Raw genomic sequence first — 21,390 nt, forward strand, 5'->3', positions numbered from 1 at the left:
TGCCGTTACCGTATTGTGTGCAGCAAAGCTCGAAGCTCTGGAACCAGATCAACGCCACCCGACGATCGACCCGAGGTGGCGGCGTCAATGCCGGCTTGCAGGATCGGTTTGGCCTCTTCGTTTCGCCCCAGTGCGACGAGTGCGCGTCCCAACGCCAGGTGTGACGCCACATGAGTCGCATCCAGCTTGATGGCGACGCTGAGGTGTTCGACGGCTTCGGCCATATCGCCGCCTTCCTGGATAATCTTATTGCCGAGTCCGTACCGTCCTAAGAAGCCGTTTGGATTCTTCGTCACCATCTGCCGAAATGCCGCGATGTCCATGGTCCCTCCTTGTATGCGGAGTGCATCCTACCACTCGCTCGAGCCGTTCAGCCAGAGCCGTGATGCTAGGCGCCATTCGTTGTCTTCGAACAGTCCGGGTGATACGCTGAGCGTGATGGAACAGCCGTCGGCTCAACATGATCGCCAGAGAGGTGAGTCGGAGCGCCTCCTGATTTACGACGCACAATGCCGACTTTGCGTCACCGCGAAAGAGGGAGTGGAACGATTAGGAAATGATCTAAACGTTCGGTGGGTGCCGTATCAAAGCGACGAAGCGCGCGATCGACTGGGCGCGCAGTATCGTGCCGGCCGTCCTGATGTCGCGTTTCTGGTGGACCGCGATGGAACGATCAAAAAGGGATTGGACGCGTTTCTTCCGCTGCTGCCTGGTCTACGCGGTGGACGCATGTTACAGGCGCTTATGCGCATCCCGTTTTTGAGACCGCTGGCCTATTTGATCTATCGCGCCATTGCGCGATATCGCTATCGATGGTTCGGATCTGTAGACTGTGATTGTAAGCCATAGCGGACAGTTCAAAGAAGCTTTACTCGAGTGAAGAATCGATCGCTATCGTAGCCGGCATCTTCCAAAAGGTCTCAATAACACCCTCCCGACCATACCGGTGCGCCGCGACGCACCCCTTCCCGGGACGCGGTGGGGGGCGAGCGAGGAGGCGACCCGTACCTTTTGCGGTACGCTGAGCCTTCTAAGCGATGCGAGAACAAAGCTGCACGCTTTCTTCAACATTCTGCTAACTTCGTCCGCCCTGCAGCGAAAGATTCAGCGTGTCGACCCACCGCCGTTGAAAGTCCTCGAAGGAAATAAACACGCGGTCATGGAATGCCGTGGGAAAGGTCTCGCCTTTTGAGAGGTGGTCAAGCAGGTCGCGAACGGTCCCTATCCCGTACCGATCGATTAGGTATCGCGTCGCCGAATTCCCTTCCAAATAGGCGACCATGGCATATTGCGCCGGCAGCCGTGCCCAGGATCCCTCCAAATGAGTCAGATTAATCAGCGTCACTTCTCCACGGACGAATGCGGGAATGTCCGGTGGGGCATCGCCGGCGAGTTGCATCGCCAGCCCTTCGTTGAGCCACTGGGGTATGCGATGGCCTTGGAGGCGATCGTCCAAGAGGGCGTGCACGAATTCATGGCGCAGCACTCTGGTGAGCCAGGCTTGATCGGTCAATGCCCCTTGCGTGGGAACCTTGATCCGTCCCAACGACGGATCATACAGGCCGTCCGACCAGGCCGGCCCGCCGGTGGCATCGTGAAAACTCTGCCGCGTATGCAACACGACCAGGATCGGCTTGCTGGGATAGTGTCCGAGTTGTTGACCGATGTCGCGGTAGGCGTCTTCGAGGATTTCGAGTACGCGTGTCCAGACGGCATAATCCTCTCCACCATCATATTTGACGCTGAAATGGCTGCTCTCCCGCGCATGAAAGTTGTATTCGGCCTTTCTGGCTTTCTCGATATAGGCAATTTGGCTGTTGAGGAACGATTGAGTCTGCGGCGAATCGGCGGAGTGCGATTTAGCATGCTCCAGGTGCGTGGTGGCGTTCGACAATTCGTCCTTCTCGATGAATCGTTGTGCGAGGATGAGGTGCGGCATAGCCTGCTCGGGCGCTAGCCGTATGGCTTCTTCAAGCATCTCGGTCGTAAGTGCGGGGTCTTTTAATTCCCAATAGGCCAGCACCATATTGATGTATGCGGGTGAGTTGCGTGGATTGATGGACACGGCAGTCTTGTACGCGAAAGCGCCAGCCCCCATCATTCCGGCAGCCTGCGACTGATGGACGCCGAGACTATTCCAGAGTGTGGCAACATTGAGACGAATCGCCATGTCCGTCAGGGCATCCGGAGACAAGGCCTGTAACTTACCCTGAGCCTCTTTCAGTTTGCCCTGTTCGATCATCTGACTGATGCCGGTTAACATTCCGGCATAGGGCGAGGTGGGTATCTGGACCGGTTGTGGCGTCGGTGCCAGTTCGATGTGTACCTGTTCATCGGTCAAATGTGGAGCGGGCCCCACGGTGGTCGGCGCCTTCAAGACCCCAGCATCTTGGTGCTTTAGCCATAGTTGATGCCCGGCGTACAGCCCGATGCAGAGCACCAGCAATGCCAAGAGTGTGCCGACACTTCCGCGTTCAGTTTGTATGGTTTGCATGGGGTATGTGTGTGGTTCGGAAATGAATCGCGGTGAACTGACTAAAGTATAGGTGAAATGCCCGATCTGTCTATGAACAGCATGAGTCGGGCATGCGACCGTCTCGGTACTTACAGGGTTTTCTGACCTGTGCCTCAATGAGGCCGCACAGTATAATAGTGGAATTGTGATGGCAATGGTTTTCCGTATGGGATGTTCTCGCAGGATTCACCCCGTCATTTCTCTCATTCTTGTAGTGGTCGGATCCGTCCTGGTCGGCTCTCCATCTCACGCGGCCGCCAATTCCTTCATGAAGGGGCAGGAATTGTCGCGGCAAGCCGATGTCCTAACCAAAGAAGGACATGAGCAGCAGGCGGCGCAGCTTTACCTGGCGGCGCACATGCAATTCCAGGACGTCATCCTGAAGTATTTTGAATCTGCGCTGCGCGAGAGTTTGGGCGGCCAAGCCGCGGATAGAGATGAAGAGGCCTTGCTGCAAGCCGGTTCAGTCGTCGGGGACCTTCGGAATGTCAACCTGTCCAAACTCTGGATCATCTTAGATCCTGAAGATCGCACCTATCGGCAGGGGTTGGAAGCGGAGCGCGCCGCACTCTTGCAACAATTCGATCAATTTATTCGGCCCGATTCTGCCGGACCGCTCGAAGCCTTTCTCTTACGGTTGTACCCGGAAGATGAATCCGGAGAACACCAGATGGAAGCGGTGCGAGAGGGGCAGATGCCGCGGTCGAAGCGCTGGGAGCGCCTTGAGCGCCAACTTTCGCCTTGACAAGATTGCGCAGGTCTCTTAGGGTGACGCCACACGTTCGGCCCGGGTGTAGGGAAGGGGGTGTGAATCCCTCGCGGTCCCGCCGCTGTAACTGGGGACGAAACCCGCCAATGCCACTGTTGAAAGGGAGCCATCAGTAGTCAGCTCCGAGCTGAAGGCTGAGTGCTTCCACATACGGGAAGGCGCGGGGAGTAGAAGGAACCAGAAGTCAGAAAACCTGCCCGTGCCAATTGTCTTTCCCTCGTGGGCTGGGGAAAGGCTGAGGGTGAAGAAGCGGGTGCAATCCTCAGGGTCTCCAGGCCTTGAGGATTTTTTGTTTACACATTGGCCTCATAGATCGTGTCGGCGTGCCGTTATCGTGTGGGCGCTGATCCTAGTCGTGTTCCCTTCCGCCCGTCTGGCTGCGGCCTATGAGATGGATGACGTTACGATGAAGCGACGGCAACAAGGCATTCTTACTGGGATGCCATTTATGGCCAATCTGGCACCGCGGACGTTCGTCGACGATGTCGGTCGCAAGATCTTTTTCGCTAAAGCCCCGACGAGGATCGTGTCGCTCGCGCCGAATGTAACGGAGATTCTGTTCGCCCTTGGCTTGGGCGAGCATATTGTTGGTGTCACTCAATTTTGCGATTATCCCCCGGAGGCCACGCACAAAACAAAAGTAGGCGGCCTCCATCCTAATGTGGAAGCCATCGTGACCCAGCGCCCCGATTTGATCCTGACGCTTCCAATGCGGTCGGATCTCTTAACCACCTTCGAGCAGCTCAAGATTCCCGTCTTCATTCTCGAGGCCAAGACGGTCGAACAGGTTCTGTCTCATCTGCATCTGTTGGGACGGATGCTCAATCACACAAAAGAGGCGGACGAATTGGTCATGGTCATGCGGCGGCGGATGACCGAGGTGTCCGAACTGACCAAAGACCTGCCGCATCCGCGGCTGCTGTACGTGCTGAACAGCAATCCCCTGATGACGGTTGGTCCCGGTAGCTTCATCCATCAGATCATCCAATTAGCGGGAGCCACAAACATCGCCGCTGACGCGCAGACGGCCTATCCGCGGATCACAATGGAAGAAGTCTTGCGCGATGACCCGGAAATTCTCCTCTTTCCGGTCGGCAAGGAGGAAGGGATCCCTGACGAAGAGCAGCAGCAGTGGAAGCGCTGGACGAGACTCTCCGCAGTGAGGCAATCGCGATTCGTTCGCATTCCCAGCGTGCTGCTGGATCGGCCTGGTCCCCGGATGGTGGACGGCCTGGAACAGTTGGCACGTGCGATTCATCCGGAAGCATTCGCAAAGGACGAGCCATGAAACGGTCTTTTGTTGAGCCGCAGCCGGTTGTCATGGAAGGCGGTACCATTGAACGCGTGCACATCGCTCCGACCGTGTCCGTTCTGACGCGACGACGGTGGACGGTCACGCTCTTGGTGCTGTCAGCCCTCAGTCTGCTAGTCGCGCTATTCTCTCTACACTTCGGAACGGAAGCGATTGGGCCAAGGCAGGCTATCTCGATCTTGTTGCAGATGTTGAGAGACGGTGGAACGAGTCTCGAATCAGCCGACCCGACGGCTGTCATTCTGCTGCATTTACGATTGCCCCGTGTGTTGCTCGCGTTTATCGTCGGCGGCTCTTTAGCCGCCGTCGGCACGGCCCTGCAAGCCATGTTGCGCAATCCACTGGCTGATCCGTATGTGCTCGGCATTTCCAGCGGGGCCGCCTTGGGGGCGGCGCTTGCCATCTTGATGGGCCTGGAAGCGTCTCTCCTCGCCTTTTCGACGCTTCCATTATGCGCATTTGGTGGAGGCTTGTTAGCCTTGGCCATTGTCTATCGAGTCGCCACCTCGTCCGGTGCCCTCCCTGTGCAGACGCTCCTGCTGGCCGGCGTCGTTTTGAATGCCATTTTTTCGGCGCTCATCATGTTCGTGACCTCGATCATGAGCCCCGCTCGATCATTTGCCATGACGGGATGGCTGATGGGGACGCTGACTGCCCCGGGTTATCCGGCGCTGGCGATCCTGACAGTCTATATCGCTGGTGGAGGCCTCATGTTGTTGGGGCAGGCTCGTGCGCTAAATGTGTTGACGTTGGGTGAAGAATCGGCAAAGTCCTTAGGCATTGAAGTGGAAAGAGTGAAGAGAACTATTTTTATCATTTCCGCCTTACTGACCGGGGCGGTGGTCTCCGTCAGCGGTCTGATCGGATTTATCGGCATGATGGTGCCGCACGCAGTGCGCATGCTGGTCGGCCCCGATCATCGCGTCTTGCTGCCGGCATCGATCTTGGCCGGAGGCGCATTCTTAGCCGCGGCGGATGCGGTGGCGCGTTCCGTACTCGCGCCGTCGGAGATCCCAGTCGGCGTGATTACCGCCCTTGTGGGCGGTCCATGTTTCCTCTACTTCCTCCTCTATCGCAAGGCCCGACTCTCTTTTTCTTGTTAAATGCCATGATGGGCATCGATCAATCCATACCTGCCTACATCGTCCATCAGCTCGGCTTTCAATATAGACATGGGACCTCAGATGCGCAGTCGTGGTCGCTCCGCGGCATGAATTTTCGTGTGGCACAAGGGGAAATTCTCGGGATTATCGGCCCAAACGGCTCAGGAAAAACCTCGTTGCTGAAGCTGCTCGCCAAAATTTTGCAGCCGGATGAAGGATCGATCCAGCTGTTTCATGAAGACCTCCGCGCACTGCCCCAGAACACGATCGCGCGTTCCGTAGCGTTTGTTCCACAGGAACCCGCGCATCTGTTCCCATTTACCAGTTTTGAGATTGTCCTGATGGGCCGGTTTCCTCATCATAGCGAGACGACCTTTGGCGCATTCGGATGGGAAGACCAAGAGGATCTCACGGTCGCTGAGCAGGCGATGGCCACGATGGGTGTCCTCCATCTCGCACGTCGCAGTGTCGGTGAAGTCTCGAGTGGTGAACGACAACGCGTGTTGATTGCGCGTGCATTAGCTCAGACTCCACGCATCTTGCTGTTAGACGAGCCTACGGCATTTCTCGATTTAAACCATCAGGTGGAGATCTGCACCGTTCTGCATCATATGAATCAGCAAAGCGGCTTGACGGTCATATGGGTGTCCCATGATCTGAACCTCGCCAGTCAGTATTGCGATCGGCTGTTATTGCTGAACCAGGGCGCCCTCTTCAAAATGGGCACGCCGGATGAGGTAATTCAGCCCGGTACGATCGAGACGGTTTACGGCTGCCCGGTTCTCGTGGATCGCCATCCAATGTCCGGTGTGCCTCGAGTGACGTTGCCCTCGGCCGCATTCGATGATCGTGTATCGAGCAAACATTAGAGCCGGACGGGCGAGTGCCAATCCTCTTACAGGTGTTACAAGGCACAAACCGTTCATAGGAGCGTATTAGAGGAAGATTGTCGGTGCCGGAGAAGATGGTGAGAAGCCATCGCGGTGCTGCCACTGTAAGCGGGGAGCAAACGTGCATTTCGCCACTGCCTTTGTCAAAGCGTGACCAATCAGCCTTCAGCCGGAGCTGGGAACTGAGCCCAGGGGGCGGCGCGCCCGAACGGTTTATCATGCCGGCGCCTCGGCTCACGGCCTATGGTGGCCTGAGCTATCGTTTTGAGCAAACCTAAGGTGAAGGAGAAAGGGGAGCAGAGATGCGCATTACTAAAGTCTACACACGTACCGGAGACGCTGGAAAGACTCGGTTAGCCGGCGGGCAGGAAGTCTGGAAGGACAGTCTGCGGGTCGAGGCTTATGGAACGGTCGACGAGCTCAATGCATTAATCGGGGTGGTGCGCGTGGGGAACGCGGAGAATGGGGACAACAAGGCAACTGAGACAGCCAAACATTTGGAAGAGACGCTTCGCTGGGTGCAAAACAAGCTCTTCGATCTCGGCAGCCTGCTGGCGACTGCGCCCGGCCAAGTGTTTCCCAATATGCCACGCGTGACAGAAAAGGACGTGCTCAAGCTGGAGCACTCAATTGATGCGTGTCAGGAGGATTTGGCGCCGCTCAAGGAATTTATTTTGCCAGGCGGTGGGAAAGTGTCTGGGTTTTTGCACCAAGCGAGGACAGTCTGCCGACGGGCGGAACGTATATGCGTGGGACTGGCGCGTCAAGAAGCGGTCGATCCCGTGCTGATCACGTTCTTGAATCGCCTGAGTGATGCTCTCTTTGTGTGGGCTCGGTGGATTGCTAAACGACGCGCCGAACCTGAATTTCTTTGGGAGCGTGATTCGCAAAGAAAATAGCAACGCCATGCCGTCTTCTGTCGCGCACTACCGGCGTCGTTACTCTAGCTTTCATGGGTGTCGGTAACCGCCGTGACCTTCGCCTTCATGCTGGACGTGTTCTATTGAACGGCCTCGTCTAACCCGGTTCGGCAACAATACAAAATGACGTTGGGTTTCCTTATGCTTTCCTGCTCAGTCATTCCTCTTTTCATCCCACACTGCCAAATTTAGTCACTTGCGACGGAAATTGTACAGACGGCTCTCGATAGACCTGCTCTTCTGCAATCTCTCTCCTTCATCGTACTAGGCCGATTCCTCTAATCCATTGTGATCATGTCGCTTTTTCAGCGGCACTATTTACCTTCTACGTAATTTGACGAGGCATCGAATTTGCTCGCCCCTCTGTTCGATGTACTTACTATAGTTACTCTACTGACCTGAAATTCCGCTTTTCAAATCATTAGCTATATTTAGACAACACGGAGGGCGTTATGAAAGGCATATCCTCAGTTCTAGGGGCAGGTACGGTGCTCTTGGCAGTCGCCGTGTTGTGGACGACACCGGTCAGCGCGGGGAATGAGGCTGAAACCGGCGAACTGCTCGTGAAGCTGTTGCAATCCGGCCGAAGCGTCATCTCGGCGCATCAGGAGTTAATCAATGATGCCGGTAAAGGAAACAAAGGATTTACACCCGAATATATGGCGGACAAGATGATCGAGAAGTATCGGGAGACGACAAAAATCGATCTTCGTCAACCGAACAGCACGCCCTATAACAAGATTTTGTTGGCGCTCGTCGAATCCGGTAAAGAGGTGATCGCTGAAGCGCAGCCCGTGATCAATAAACAGGGTATCGGGTTTAAGGGAATGATTCCCGCCGTCTGGGGACGAAAAACAGGTGAAAAATTTTTGCACAAAACCGGTATCAAATTGAAATTAACGGCGGTTGATTATCGGTTCCCCACTAATAAACCTGATGACTTCGAAGCTGAAGTGCTGAAGATGTTCTCAGATCCCAGTTATCCGAAAGGCAAGGAGTACAGCCGGACCGTCATGTACGAGGGACGGCCGGCGTTTCGAATCATGACACCCGAATATGCTATGGCGACATGTCTTAAATGCCATGGCGATCCAAAGGGCGAGAAAGATCTGACGGGGAATAAGAAAGAGGGGTTGAAAGAAGGCGGCCTGGCCGGCGCGATCAGCCTCGTCATTCCAATCCATCAATAGAAACGCCGAGCGCCGAGTCAACAATCAGCCACTATTCGTTCTTAAGAGGGGGAAGCAATGAGCAAGATTGTCGTCGTTGATGATTCGTATGCCGAGTTACAGCTGATCGAGGGCGTCCTGAAGGGCGCAAGTCATACTGTCGTCAGCTACCCCAATACCGAAAAACTGGAAGAGAAACTTCTCATCGAGCGTCCCGACGCCATTGTGCTGGATGTCGTGATGCCGGGACGAAATGGATTTCAAGCGTGCCGGGATCTGAAAGCCGATGACCGATTTAAGGGAATTCCTGTGGTTCTGTGTACCTCCAAAGGACAGGAAAGCGATAAATTTTGGGGCCAGCAGCAAGGCGCAAACGCCTATCTCGTCAAGCCATTCAAAGGAGAGGATTTGGTGGCGACCGTTAAGAAGGTGCTCAATTAGTCGGGCAAGAGGCGCGCTCCTATGGAAACTGTAGCGTCGTCCGTACAACGGCTCGATCCCGTGAGGGGACAATCACACGCCGAGGCGCACGTCCGCGTCTGTTTGGTCAGATTGGGTGAAGAGCTATTTGCGATCGACTTGCACAGTGTGAGTGAAGTGTTTGAAGTCGACTTCATTACTCCCGTACCCGGGATGCCGGAAGTCTTAGTTGGCGTCGCCAATCTGCGAGGGTTAATCATCCCCCTCGTGGATCTTCGTCCCTTGTTGCATCTCGCGACGGCAGGTCCCGCGCTTCCGTATGCCGTCGTCGTTCGACATGGGGTTCAACTGTTGGCCGTATTGGTTCAGCAGGTTCCCGAGATTCGAAGCATTCAACGCGACCAGTTTCTTCCGGCCGTCCAGAATGCACGGGGAAACTCTACGCCTTTTGTCACCGCTGTGCTCTGCATAGAAGAACGTATGGGAGGCGTACTCGAGATTCCGGCGGTCTTTGAGGAGATGGAAGGCAGGGGGGCGCGTTCGCTCGCACTGGGGACGGGTGCGTGAGAAGTGACTTCACAGCATTTCGAATAGTTGGTGAGCGCAAGCTCCTGATGGATGTCGGAGTGAAAAGGGAGGATTGACATGGTCAAGTTAGGCTTTCGGGAGTGGTTCCAAGACCTCAAGACGCAATCGAAGCTGATGGCGGGATTCGGCATTGTCAGCGTCATCATCTTGACCATGACGATCATCGGTATCGTGACGCTCCGCCAGTTGAGCGCTCAATCTCAAGCAGTGTATGTCGACTACACCATTCCATTGTCGGACTTCTCATCCATGGGCACCGATCTCACGCAGCATCACGAGCTGTTGTTGGACATTGCGAAGACGAACCGGAAGGACGACTTTCAAAAAGAGGTGGCCCGGCTGGTACCGCTCAAACAAGCGATCCTGAAAAATGTCACGGATTATGAAAGCACCTCGCTACGGGTATCGCGGTCCGGCCGCGACGAAGCCAAAGACCTGGCCCAGTTGAAGCCGGCCCTCGACACGTACTTCCAGGAAGCGGAAGCGGCCTTAAGCGCCTTTATCGACAGTTTCGATTCGACCCAGATGACCGTCGAGCAGAGCAAAGAAATGCGCGCCCTTGGCGTGTTGGCGCTGACCACGAACCTGACGCCGACCTTTGAAAACGTCATCGCGCGCCACGGCGAACAGGTCGCGACATTGCGTGAAGTGGCAAAAGACTTGAACGAAGACTCGCAAGGGTTGGCGAGAAACGGGACCCTCCTCCTGCTGTTGGGCGGCGCTGTGGCGGTAGCCATGGGGTTGGGCATTGGGTTCATGATGGCGCGGTACTTCTCCCATGGCGTCATTCACATTGCCGACGTGGCAACGCAAGCGGCATCCGGTCATTTGCAGGCACGCGCCAAGTTGTCGACCCACGATGAGTTGGGACAGATGGCGACGGCATTTAACTCAATGCTCGATCGAATCACCTCACTGGTTCAAACCGAAGGTGAACGAGATCAGATGCAGCGCCAGTTGATGCAGTTCTTGAGCTTGGTGTCGGACGTTGGTAAAGGCGACCTGACCAAGCGGGGAACGGTGACCGAGGACATGTTCGGTAACTTGGCTGATGCCTTCAACTTGATGTTGGATCGGTTCGGAAAATTGTTGCGCCAAGTGAAAGAAGCGGCCGAGCGAGTCAACTCGTCGGCGGGTAACTTACGGGATACATCGGGCCAGATGGCCGGTACTGCGAAACACCAGGCGGAAGAATCGGTGCGCGCGCTCAGCTCGGTTGAAAATCTGGCGATGTCCATGAGGCAGGTTGCCCAGACAGCCGGCGCCTCTTCCGAAAGCGCCAAGCAGGTGTTGACGGCGACCGAACGGGGCCGCCTCGCAGTCCAGGAAACCGTGCAGGACATGCAGAATATTCGTGCGGCGGTGCAACGTATGTCCAAACAGGTCAAGGGGCTCGGCGATCGATCCTTGGAAATTTCTCAAATCGTGTCGACCATTCGTGAAATTGCTTCTCAGACGAACCTCCTGGCGCTCAATGCCGCCATCGAGGCGGCGGGCGCCGGTGAAGCCGGCGCCCGCTTCGCGGTCGTTGCGGACCAAGTTCGGAAGCTCGCCGAAAACTCCACGCAGGCCACTCGTGAAATCGCCGATCTGGTGAAGGTGATCCAACAGGAAACGCAAGATGCTGTCGTGGCCATGGAACAGGAGACTCAGGCGGTGGAGGCCGGATCCGCATCAGCCCTGCGAACCGGCGACGTGTTTAAGGATATTTCTGAAATCGCTCAGCGATCCTCCGAATTGGCTCAAATTATTTCCAAGTCAGCCACCGAACAATCGGTCAACACCGAGACGGTGGGCGCGACGATCAAGGACTTTACCGGTGGTGCGGTGGCGACACAGAAAGCAACCGACTCGGCGCGTGCCACTGTAGAAGAAATGGCCAAGCTCGCCGAGACATTGGCGGGCTCCGTATCGCAATTCAAGGTTGCATAATCCTGACCAAAGGGCTGACGAGATGGGGATAGGCCAAGCGACCGCCCCCCGATAAGGAAGAGGCACTGATGAGCACAGAGTTCGACCGTGAGGGGTTGGTCAGCATTTTTATTACGGAGGCGGAAGATAGTCTCGCGAAGTTATGGTCGGCGCTTCACCCCTCGGACAATGGGATGCCGACGCAGGATGCCATAGCGGAGCAGTATATTGTTGCGCACACGTTGAAGGGTACCTCATCGCTCTATGGGTACAGAGGGTTGTCGGAGTTGACAAACGTTCTCGAGACATGCGTCGAGAATATACGTGATGTTGCCAACGAACAGTGGCCGCACACGGTGACGATGCTCCGAGACCTGGTCGGGGCCACTCGAACCCAGGTGCAGCACATTAAGGAACATGGATCGGAAGTGCCCACGTGCTATGAGGAATGGGCAGCACGGTTCCCGAGCTGTCTTGACCGTACGCATTCGTTGCCTGTCATCGAGGAGTCAGGGGACGGTCCGACTGTGGAACTCCCGGAGAGCTATCTTCTCCCCGACTTGGATGCTGAGGTAGCGTCATATTTTTCCCCTGAGGCCCAGGAATACTTGGAAACGATTGAAGGATCCCTGCTCCGGCTTGAGAAATGTCCAGACGATACCGAGACGTTGCAACAGCTTTTCCGTACCGCGCACACCCTCAAAGGCTCAGCTCATACCGTGGGATTCACGTCGATCGGCGATCTCATCCATCATGTCGAAGATTTTGTGGGAGCGATCCGCGAAGGTCGAACAAAAGTGACGATGGAACTCACGGATGTCATCTTCCGGGTGGTCGATGTCATTAAAGTATTGATGCGACGGGATTCACGTCGCTTGGAACAGACGCGTCATGACTTTGCTGATGTCACCCACCGGCTGAGTCAGCTCCGGTCGATCCTGTTACCCGAATTATCCGGTGAGCAGAGTGCAAAACCAGTTTCAGCCGTTGCATCCATGCCGGAAGGCGAGACGGACCGTCGATCTGAGTCAGATGCGCGAAAAGACAATGACGGGAAGTCCAGTGATGAAAAGGAGAGCGCGGTTATTCGGGTCAGCAGAGACCGCCTCGAACGTCTGCTCAATCTCGTCGGGGAATTGGTGATTAGTCGAGGCCGACTCGAGCAACGACTGGCGGCGCTGGAGCAATTGTCGGATCAGGTCATGATGTTTAAGGGGCGCATGCTGGAGGCGGTCCGAGCGTTTGAAGAAAAACATGCCTTCACTGTGCCCACGGCTTCGTCGAGTCCAGGGACGGTGACTAGCCAAGGCCCTCCGCAACTGCCTGAATTACCCGGGCTCACCGACTTCGGCGCCTTAGAATTTGACCGGTACGATGATTTCAACATTCTGGCAAGGCGCCTGGCTGAACTGTCAGCCGATGTCGGTGAATCAATGGCGCAGCTCAACGGATCTATTCGAAAAGCCCGCGAGGATATGGGGCTGCTGCAGCGCCTCTCGCTCGGCATGCGAGACGAAATTGCGCGAGCCCGAATGGTCCCGATCGGCACGCCGTTCGTCCGTTTCCAGCGGGCCGTGCGAGAAATGGCAAGAATCACCGGCAAGCAAGTGGCCTTGGTTACATCGGGGGAACATACGGAAGTCGATACGAACGTGGTCGAACGACTCGTCGATCCCCTTATCCATTTGGTGCGTAATGCGGTGTACCACGGCATTGAACCGGCTGCGGTGCGTCTCTCGCGTGGAAAGCCCGCCACCGGAACGGTATATATCAGTGCCTCTCATCGCGGGAGCGCGGTCGTGATCGAAGTGGAAGATGACGGCGGCGGGCTCGATATCGCCAAGATTAAGGCGAAGGCAGTGACTCTGGGTCTTATCCGACCGGAGTCTGCCTCAACGCTGTCGGATGCCGAGGCGGTTAAAATGATTTTTATTCCCGGCTTTTCCACCGCGGATTTGGTCGGCGACGTGGCAGGGCGCGGTGTGGGAATGGATGTGGTGAAGCAAACGCTCGAGAGTATCAACGGCCAAATCGAAGTGGAGACGGAGCTTGGAGTCGGCACGAAATTTACGCTCCGCCTCCCGCTGACTCTGCTCATTTCTATGGCGCTTTTAGTGCGCGCAGGGAGCGAACGATACGCCTTGCCGCTCCCGAATATTCGAGAAGTCGTCATGCCGGTCGCCGGCGCAGTGCAGGACGTTGGCGGCCAACCCGTCCTGCATGTGGGAGATGAAGCGATTGATGTCTTATCCCTCTCCAGCATATTGGGAGTGAAGTCATCTGCCAAGTTGGATTCCAGTCCGATCGTTATCATTCGGACCGCCACCGGTATGCAAGGCATTGGAGTAGACGAGTTATTGGGGCGCCAGGAAATCGTCATCAAGGCGCTTGGAACCCTGAAGCCCTTTAAGGAATCGTGTTTTGTCGGCGCGACGATTGATCCGGAAGGCCGCGTCATTCTGGTCTTGGATATCGCGCGAGTACTGGCAGGCCGCCGGCGCGATGCGCTCGGGATGCCGATACAGAACGTCATGCCACAACTCACCAATTCCGATTCATCGACGGGCCAGGGGCCGGGTAGTGTCGCCGAGAGTATGCGAATTCTGCTGATCGACGATTCACTCAGCATCCGGAAGTTCGTCGGCAAGATGCTCCAGGGAGCCGGGTACGAGATTGAGACGGCAGTCGATGGAGAAGAAGGGCTGCGCAAGGCTTCTGCGGGAGGGTATCGACTTATCATTACCGATTTGGAAATGCCTAAGTTGAACGGATATGAGGTGATTCAGGCGTTGCGGGATCGGCCACAAACAAAAGCGACGCCGATCCTTGTGATGACCACTCGTGCGGGAGAAAAACATCGTCAAATGGCGCTGAGCGTCGGAGCATCGGGATATATTGCCAAGCCGGTCGAGGAACGAACCTTAATCATGGAAGTCGGCCGTTGGACCGGGCGCACCGAGGGAGTGAAGGCATGATGATCCGTGCGTGCCGGTGTTCCCATAAAAGGAACTGAGTATGAGTCTTCGAGGACGTCTACACACGGTTGCTCCCACCGCGAAGATACTGGAGTTTTTGATGGTGGTTTGCGGCCAGACTCACTTTGCGCTTCAGGCAGATATGGTACGCAGTATCATTCGGCCAGATGAAGGCGATGCTGAAAGCATGCTGTCGGCATTCGGCGTGACGTCGTCCCCTCCACATTTGTCGGAACACTTCGGGCTTACAGGATCGTACCTTTCTCCGGAGTCGAGACTACTGGTATGCGGCCGGCAATCGAGGCATGTGGCTTTCCACGTCGATCGCGTGATGGGACTGCACGATACCGACTTGGCAAAGGTCAAGCCGCTGCTGCCGCACTTCATGGGGCCGGAGCGGCGCTGGATCGCCGGCATGTTCCTCTTTCGGCAGACGGTTGCGCTGGTGCTCAATATCGACTGGCTGTTGAGTGGGGATCGTAGCGGCCGCGCCGTGTCATCTCACGTAGGTGAACCGATGGATCAAGGACGCGCACCGGAAGTATGCGTGAACACCATGATCGACATGACGGCGATTCGGCCTGAGCGTCCCGATTGGAATGTCATGAATTTTGAGGAAGCCACCGATGCAGACGACACTCCCTGGGCTCAGATCTAGGAAAATCGCACAAGGCCCTCGTAAGGCCAAATCGATCATGCTGCTCATCTTTTCCGTGGGCGGACGTCGGATTGCCGCGCGAGCGAATGATGTGGGCGGCATCTGGCCATGGACGGAGGCCGTGTCGATTCCGAGCGGGACCCTGCATGTCAATGCGGTACTCAGACGAGGGGATGACATTCTCCCGGTGTTCGATTTAGCGGGTCGCTTGAGCGTGCAGGTCAATGGCTCAGAGCTCTTATGTTTAATCGCGAAGCGCAAGGACGGGCCGATGGCCGTTTGTATCGATGGGGACATTCCGACGCTGCAATCAGTGAGCGAAGACAGCATTCGCTCCGGAGTGTGGAAAGAGTCGGATGTGATTGGAACGTGCCAAATCGACGACGAAGAGTTGCCGATCTATTCATTGGCCCAATTAGGGCTGAGTTCGATGAGATCTCTCGAGGGAGAGAGCGGAGGAAGTTATGCCAAAAGTTCTCGTAGCTGACGACAGTATTACGGTGCGAAAAGTGGCCGAGCGGCTTCTGACGGAAGCCGGCATGGAAGTGGCGCTAGCCGCCAGCGGGGAGGAGGCGCTCGCCTACCTCTCGACAGAACATCCCGACTTCATCATCTCCGACGTCATCATGCCGGATAAAAGCGGCTATGATGTCTGCCGCTTTGTGCGGGCGCAACAGACCTTGGCTGATACGCCGGTGCTGTTGATCTCCGGTATCGTCAATGATGAGGTGAATCGACAGGCTGAATCGTGCCGGGCCAATGGAGTGTTGAAAAAGCCCTTTCAGGGCGCGTCTCTCCAGGATCGCGTGCGTGACATTCTTTCCAAACAGACCGGGAACGACGCGTCGGCTATCGCGTCCCCTTTGAATGGAGAAATATCGGCTGCAGACAGGGAGTCACCTCAATCCGAGGACTCCACTGGCGCCACGTCCGCCCAGAAGGCTTATCGGATCACAGAAGAACAATTGCAGTCGTTCCGTCAGTCGGCGGCCAAAATTAAAGAACTGGAAGATCTCCTGAATGAAGAAACGGCTAAGTCCGCTCGTCTGAGCGAGCAATTGGAGCAATTCAATCAAGGACAAGGCCGAATTGAAGAGTTGGAGGCGTCCCTTTCCGAATATCAGCACAGGATCGAAGATCTGTCGGCTCAAGCCGAACGCCTCAGCGGTGTCGAGAGACGAAATCGAGAACTTGAATCACTGCTTGCCGACTTACGCAATGCGCCGGCTGACGTCCAATCAAACCAGCCTTCGAACGGGAATCATGCCACCGTGAATGAATTGCAGGCATTGCTTTCGGATCAGCAGCAACGTTTGTCTGAACTGGCTCACGAGGTCATGATGCATGGGGAGTCCGGCGAGCGATTAAAGGCGCTTGAAACAACGTTGGCGGAAGAACAGACTCGGGCCTCCAGCCTGGCAAGCCGATGTACAGATCTTGAACAAGAACTGGCTCGTGCCAATGGACGTCTCGAGGAATGTACGAGTCTGCTGGAGAAAATCGGACGTCTGGCTGGCAAACCCAAAGAGGATCAATAATCTATTGCCGTGATCCCTCAGATTCGATGAAGTAAGTTACGCACCTACTGTTATGGCTAGTACTGCTCAAGAAGATTCCTTTCTCGATGAAGTATTGGGGCTCTTTGTGTTGGAAGCGCAAGAGTGGATTAACCAAAGCAACACCGCTCTCTTGGAATTAGAACACGACCCTGGCTCAGACCGAAAACATAAACTGTATGACACCATCGTCTGCGGCATCACCAATCTTGGTGGTTCAGCCGCGACTGTCGAGTTGCGCGATCTTGAACGGCTGGCATTCGGCTTGCTGCCGCTGCTCAAGGCCATGCAAACTGTCAATGCTAGTACAACCGCGGTGCAACTCAGCGCGTTGCGAGAAGGATTTAACGGTATTATTGGGGCGGTACAGACCCTGAGCGACACGAAAACCGGGCACGTTCCCAACTTAGAGCAGATTCTGAGTCGAGTCGCCGAGGTGGTCGAACAGAGCCCCATGGCTCATCAGCAAGGATCACCGGCGCCACCATCCGGGTCTATGCCTTCTTCCAGTGCCATGGATCGATTAGCAGAATTCCAACGTCAGCACGAGGGGACATCGCATGGAAGCCGACATACGGTAGAGGCCGTTGTCCGTAGAGCCAAAACAGATTATGGGGAACGTGGCTGGCGTTCGGTCGATGCACGAACCGTGATTCAGATCCTGCACGAGCTCGACCGATCCGACGATCAGTTTATGAATGACGTCCATACACGATTACCGGCGATCGTCGGGGTCTTTGCCGATTGCGCATCACCGCATGCAGACATGCTGTTGTCGCATGGCCGAATGGAAAAACTTCTGCAGGAAGTCCAAGCTATGCATGATTCGGCCAGAGCCCTGGAGGCGAAACCGGTGATGCAATTCTTTCATGGCCTCCATACGTTTCTGACCATTCTGTCGAACAAAGCGGTTGAGATTGCAGGATCGCGATTGGAAGCTGTCGAGTCTCGAATAAAGAGAATCGTCCCCATTGCTGAACAATGGATTGAAGACGGAAAGAAGGAGCGATCCGCTATCCGGCAGTTTGTCGCCCAGTGACGGGTCGAACAATCCGGTCACGTATCTTGCGGAACACTCACCTGTCTGCGAACCCGCCACCTGAAATGTAAGCGCCCTGCTACTCACAGCCAAGACCCTCATCGGTGTGGTTCGATTCATAACGCTCTCCACGAATCATTTCCAATTGTTGTGGAAAAAAAGGGCCGCACTCGTCTCCTAGGGTCTTTTTTTGGCCATGCACGGTCCGTTTCATATTCACTGCGGTCGTTGTTATAATGCCGTCGCGAAAAGCGAGGCTCTGAGCTTCAACGAATCAAAGCGCCGAGCACCTTCATCAACTGCTGTCCCTTGATTACCCATGCCAAAAATCATTACCTCCAGACGCCTTGAAGGCGAATCCGAAAAGGCGCGCGAATATGTCCGGACCCATATTGTGCTGCCCTCCAGTGTCCTGGGGCTCGTGTTTATGGTTGCGGGGATGGCGGCGCTGGTCTATCAATTTCTATATATCTCATATGATTGGCGCACGTTTGTAGAAAGTGCCGCTCTCTTGCTCATTGGGATGGTCTTCGGTTGGATGCAAACACGCTATCATCATTATCTGCTGCGCGCATTTCCCGGAAACTTAGCCAGTCGCCTGCGCGTGTTCACGAAAAATCCGGCCAAGCGCCCCCGAAAAGAGGCCGTCATTCCGCCGATCGAGCACCCTAGGCGAAACCTGGTGCCATTCGGCTATGCACTCGGCGCGGTGGCCTTGTTTGGCACTGCAGCCTGGAGCTCAACATTTGGCCAGACCTATTATGTGGCGGCGTTCTTACTGCCCTGGGTGGGATTCTTCTGGGCGAAGGTCTATTTTTGGCGCGGCGTGCTCTTAGAAGTGAAAAATAAAAAGTAAAAAGTTGAACAAGGTCAGCTCTTCTTTTTTACTTTAACCTTTTTACTTTTGCCTTCGAGATCGCGAACGCGCTGTTCGAGATCTCGTAGCTGCTGCCGAAGTTCCGGTAACCGCGGAATGATCGCCATGGCTTTCATCGCCACTTCATGCGACATGACGGGAGCTCCAGATACAATCTGGTTACCGGTCAAACTGCGATTCACCCCAGACCGTGCGGCGATCATGACCTGATCTCCAATCTCCAGATGGTCGGCAAGTCCGGCCTGTCCCCCTACAATGACATGATGCCCAAGCCGGGTACTGCCCGCGATACCGACCTGTGCGACCAGAATGCTGTGCTCACCGATGGACACATTGTGCGCTACCTGAACCAGGTTATCCACTTTGGTGCCACGCTTAATGACGGTTCGACCGAATGTCGCGCGATCCACCGTGACATTGGCCCCCAATTCCACATCGTCTTCAATGCATACCATCCCAAGCTGGGGAATCTTCTGGTGACGCCCTTCATGCTGGACATATCCGAAGCCGTCGCTGCCGATCACGGTTCCGCTATGAATGATGACGCGCGAGCCTATCCGGCAACCTTCTCTCACCGTCACGTTGGGGTAGAGTACGCTGTCATCACCGATCACGGCATCGTCCCCAATGAAGACGCCGGGATAGAGCGTCACGCGAGCTCCGAGTTTGACACGGTCGCCGAGGGTCACAAAAGGCCAGATGGAGGGCTGAAGGCCGATCTCCACCCCTTGCCCGCGAGCACTGTGTTCAGACACTCCTCGTGGTTCGAATGGAGATACGAAAAATTTCTCGGCAATACGAGCGAACGCGTAGGCGGGATTCTTCACGACGATCTGGGGACGGGACAGATCAGAAATTTCTCGTCCGACAACAAACGCAACCGCTTTTGACTCTGTCGCAGGCTTAATAAATCGGTCCGAAGCCACATAGCCTAAGTCTGTCGGACCCGCTTCGCCCAGGCTCGACACGCCTGAGACGACCACATCCGGTGAGCCAACGAGGTGCCCATCGACGGCTGTCGCGATCTCGTCCAGGCGAATCTGTCGGGATGTCACCGCAACCGCCATGTTGAATTATTTGGCCTTCTTGCCGGATGCCGACTTCTTCTTGACTCCGACCCGGGCGGCGGGTTTGGGAGCGGTTCTGCGGTTCGGACTAACTTTCCGCTCAACGTAGGCGATAACATCACCGACCGTCGCGAGCTTGTGCAGATCTTCATCCGGAATTTGAATTTCAAAGGCTTCTTCGATGCGGAAGAGCAGTTCAATGGTCGCCATCGAGTCCAGTCCGAGATCATCACGCAGGGAGTAGGCTGGTGTAATGGTCTGGCGGTCTCGCTTGAGATACTCAGCCAGCGAAATTTGAATTCGTTCAGCAACTGACGCAAGAGCCATAGGAGGTACCTTTAATCGAGAAGATGGACAATTAGGTTACACGAATCGTTTCAATACCACGGCCGCATTATTACTGCCAAATCCGAACGCATTCAAGAGCGCAACGTTAACCGGACGGCGCTGGGTCTTCTCTGCAATGCCCGCCAAGGCGCAGGCCGGATCCGGATCATCGTAATTCAGGGTCGGGTGCACGTGTCCGGTTTGAATGCTCAGCGCGCAAACCGTCCCGGCAATCGCCCCCGCCGCGCCAAGCGTGTGCCCCACCATCGATTTGGTCGCATTAATGGCGATACGATCGGCTCGTGACTTGAAGACCTGACGGATCGCCTTCGCTTCGACGGCGTCGCCGATCGGAGTTGATGTCGCGTGCGCATTGATGTAGTCGACTTGGGAGGGTAAGACCCCGGCATCGTCCAGCGCGAGTCGCATGGTGGTGGCGACTTCGACGCCATCTTCACGTGGAATAACCATATGATAGGCTTCGCTCGTGGCCGCATACCCCGCGACTTCAGCATAGATGCGGGCTTTTCGCTTTTTCGCATGAGCCAGTGATTCCAGAATCAGTGCCCCGGCGCCTTCGCCCATGACAAAGCCGTCCCGACCTCGATCGAAGGGTCGAGAGGCCTGCTCGGGCGCGTCATTGTACGTGGTGGAAAGCGCACGCAAGGAGCAGAATCCGGCGAATACGAGAGGGGTGATGCTGGCATCAGCACCGACCACGATGACGGCATCCGCCTGGCCGCTCCGAATAGACTGAAGTCCTTGTCCTAGCGCATGCGCGCTTGACGAGCATGCCGTTGAAATCGTGAGATTCGGTCCTTTCGCACCATGGGCCATGGCGACGATGCCGGACGCCGAGTTCAGCGTGATGGTGGGAATGAAATTAGGATGAACACGGTGTGGCCGGCGGTTCTGATAGAGTTGCGTGATTTCCCGCTCGCCCATGACCATGCCGCCCATGCCGGCTCCCACGATCACGCCGATACGATGTGGCTTTTCCTGATCCATCCGTAAGCCGGCATCATTGACGGCTTCCGTCGATGCGATGAGTGCGAATTGAGCGTAACGATCCACGCGATCAGCCCGGCTCGCATCCAAAAATTGTGCGGGATTAAAGTTAAGGATCTGTCCGGCAACACGAGACCGATAGGTTTCGAGCGGAAGATCGGCAAACGACGTAATGGCCGAAATGCCGGAACGGCCTTCAAGCGCGGCCTTCCAGAATTCACCGACTCCGATCCCGATCGGCGAGATGATTCCCAACCCTGTGATGACGGCGCGTGTAGCCATTGTG

General features: G+C 55.7%; 21 protein-coding genes and 1 riboswitch. Of the genes, 16 read left to right on the forward strand and 5 right to left on the reverse strand.

The features are described from left to right. Positions 1 to 5: 5 nt before the first annotated feature. The gene (locus tag ACWHYZ_RS07750; RefSeq protein WP_447986706.1) at positions 6 to 323 is read right to left on the reverse strand and encodes a tetratricopeptide repeat protein; all 318 of its coding nucleotides are present in this window, start codon (positions 321 to 323) and stop codon (positions 6 to 8) included. Between the two features lie 79 nt (positions 324 to 402). Between ACWHYZ_RS07750 and ACWHYZ_RS07755 the strand changes: the two genes are divergently transcribed. Next, positions 403 to 849 carry a thiol-disulfide oxidoreductase DCC family protein gene (locus ACWHYZ_RS07755; protein ID WP_447986707.1) on the forward strand — a complete coding sequence of 149 codons (447 nt, stop codon included), beginning with the start codon at positions 403 to 405 and terminating at the stop codon, positions 847 to 849. 226 nt (positions 850 to 1,075) lie between these two features. On the opposite strand, the gene ACWHYZ_RS07760 is transcribed toward ACWHYZ_RS07755, so the two are convergent. Next, positions 1,076 to 2,494, reverse strand: a complete 1,419-nt coding sequence (locus ACWHYZ_RS07760) for a peptidase MA family metallohydrolase (protein WP_447986708.1) — start codon at positions 2,492 to 2,494, stop codon at positions 1,076 to 1,078. Between the two features lie 187 nt (positions 2,495 to 2,681). Between ACWHYZ_RS07760 and ACWHYZ_RS07765 the strand changes: the two genes are divergently transcribed. The 15 genes from ACWHYZ_RS07765 to ACWHYZ_RS07835 all read left to right on the forward strand — a co-directional run bounded on the left by ACWHYZ_RS07765 (position 2,682) and on the right by ACWHYZ_RS07835 (position 18,681). After that, a complete protein-coding gene (locus ACWHYZ_RS07765; RefSeq protein ID WP_447986709.1) occupies positions 2,682 to 3,260 on the forward strand; it encodes a hypothetical protein in 579 nt (192 codons plus the stop codon). Further along, positions 3,255 to 3,499: riboswitch (cobalamin riboswitch) on the forward strand. It overlaps the preceding gene by 6 nt. Positions 3,500 to 3,690: 191 nt before the next feature. Continuing rightward, the gene (locus ACWHYZ_RS07770; RefSeq protein WP_447986710.1) at positions 3,691 to 4,572 is read left to right on the forward strand and encodes an ABC transporter substrate-binding protein; all 882 of its coding nucleotides are present in this window, start codon (positions 3,691 to 3,693) and stop codon (positions 4,570 to 4,572) included. Then, complete coding sequence (locus ACWHYZ_RS07775; protein WP_447986711.1) at positions 4,569 to 5,699, forward strand: FecCD family ABC transporter permease; 1,131 nt, start codon at positions 4,569 to 4,571, stop codon at positions 5,697 to 5,699. Before ACWHYZ_RS07770 ends, ACWHYZ_RS07775 begins: the two co-directional genes overlap by 4 nt. A gap of 5 nt (positions 5,700 to 5,704) precedes the next feature. Next, positions 5,705 to 6,568 (forward strand): ABC transporter ATP-binding protein, encoded by an 864-nt coding sequence (locus tag ACWHYZ_RS07780; RefSeq protein WP_447986712.1) that lies wholly within the window; start codon positions 5,705 to 5,707, stop codon positions 6,566 to 6,568. Between the two features lie 323 nt (positions 6,569 to 6,891). After that, positions 6,892 to 7,488: a cob(I)yrinic acid a,c-diamide adenosyltransferase gene (locus ACWHYZ_RS07785; RefSeq protein WP_447986713.1), complete on the forward strand. Its 597-nt coding sequence runs from the start codon at positions 6,892 to 6,894 to the stop codon at positions 7,486 to 7,488. A gap of 473 nt (positions 7,489 to 7,961) precedes the next feature. Next, entirely contained in the window at positions 7,962 to 8,699 is a 738-nt protein-coding gene (locus ACWHYZ_RS07790) for a Tll0287-like domain-containing protein (protein ID WP_447986714.1), read from the forward strand. A gap of 57 nt (positions 8,700 to 8,756) precedes the next feature. Next, positions 8,757 to 9,119, forward strand: coding sequence for a response regulator transcription factor (locus tag ACWHYZ_RS07795; protein ID WP_447986715.1), 363 nt, complete (start codon positions 8,757 to 8,759; stop codon positions 9,117 to 9,119). A gap of 21 nt (positions 9,120 to 9,140) precedes the next feature. After that, entirely contained in the window at positions 9,141 to 9,665 is a 525-nt protein-coding gene (locus ACWHYZ_RS07800; protein ID WP_447986716.1) for a chemotaxis protein CheW, read from the forward strand. Between the two features lie 78 nt (positions 9,666 to 9,743). Continuing rightward, a complete protein-coding gene (locus ACWHYZ_RS07805; RefSeq protein WP_447986717.1) occupies positions 9,744 to 11,618 on the forward strand; it encodes a methyl-accepting chemotaxis protein in 1,875 nt (624 codons plus the stop codon). Between the two features lie 68 nt (positions 11,619 to 11,686). Beyond that, the gene (locus ACWHYZ_RS07810) at positions 11,687 to 14,572 is read left to right on the forward strand and encodes a hybrid sensor histidine kinase/response regulator (protein ID WP_447986718.1); all 2,886 of its coding nucleotides are present in this window, start codon (positions 11,687 to 11,689) and stop codon (positions 14,570 to 14,572) included. Between the two features lie 40 nt (positions 14,573 to 14,612). After that, a complete protein-coding gene (locus tag ACWHYZ_RS07815; protein ID WP_447986719.1) occupies positions 14,613 to 15,230 on the forward strand; it encodes a chemotaxis protein CheW in 618 nt (205 codons plus the stop codon). After that, positions 15,199 to 15,717, forward strand: coding sequence for a chemotaxis protein CheW (locus ACWHYZ_RS07820; RefSeq protein ID WP_447986720.1), 519 nt, complete (start codon positions 15,199 to 15,201; stop codon positions 15,715 to 15,717). The genes ACWHYZ_RS07815 and ACWHYZ_RS07820 overlap by 32 nt, the downstream gene beginning before the upstream one ends. Continuing rightward, complete coding sequence (locus ACWHYZ_RS07825; protein WP_447986721.1) at positions 15,695 to 16,768, forward strand: response regulator; 1,074 nt, start codon at positions 15,695 to 15,697, stop codon at positions 16,766 to 16,768. Before ACWHYZ_RS07820 ends, ACWHYZ_RS07825 begins: the two co-directional genes overlap by 23 nt. Positions 16,769 to 16,820: 52 nt before the next feature. Next, positions 16,821 to 17,825 carry a hypothetical protein gene (locus ACWHYZ_RS07830; protein ID WP_447986722.1) on the forward strand — a complete coding sequence of 335 codons (1,005 nt, stop codon included), beginning with the start codon at positions 16,821 to 16,823 and terminating at the stop codon, positions 17,823 to 17,825. Positions 17,826 to 18,144: 319 nt separating this feature from the next. Next, positions 18,145 to 18,681 (forward strand): hypothetical protein, encoded by a 537-nt coding sequence (locus ACWHYZ_RS07835; protein WP_447986723.1) that lies wholly within the window; start codon positions 18,145 to 18,147, stop codon positions 18,679 to 18,681. 14 nt (positions 18,682 to 18,695) lie between these two features. On the opposite strand, the gene lpxD is transcribed toward ACWHYZ_RS07835, so the two are convergent. The 3 genes from lpxD to fabF are packed head-to-tail and all read right to left on the reverse strand — an operon-like array spanning position 18,696 to position 21,386. Further along, positions 18,696 to 19,769, reverse strand: coding sequence for a UDP-3-O-(3-hydroxymyristoyl)glucosamine N-acyltransferase (gene lpxD / locus ACWHYZ_RS07840; protein ID WP_447986724.1), 1,074 nt, complete (start codon positions 19,767 to 19,769; stop codon positions 18,696 to 18,698). Between the two features lie 6 nt (positions 19,770 to 19,775). Continuing rightward, complete coding sequence (locus ACWHYZ_RS07845; protein WP_447986725.1) at positions 19,776 to 20,096, reverse strand: acyl carrier protein; 321 nt, start codon at positions 20,094 to 20,096, stop codon at positions 19,776 to 19,778. A gap of 36 nt (positions 20,097 to 20,132) precedes the next feature. After that, on the reverse strand, positions 20,133 to 21,386 hold the full coding sequence (gene fabF, locus ACWHYZ_RS07850) for a beta-ketoacyl-ACP synthase II (RefSeq protein ID WP_447986726.1): 1,254 nt from the start codon (positions 21,384 to 21,386) through the stop codon (positions 20,133 to 20,135). Positions 21,387 to 21,390: the final 4 nt, after the last annotated feature.

Source organism: Nitrospira sp. Nam74 (assembly GCF_965152615.1).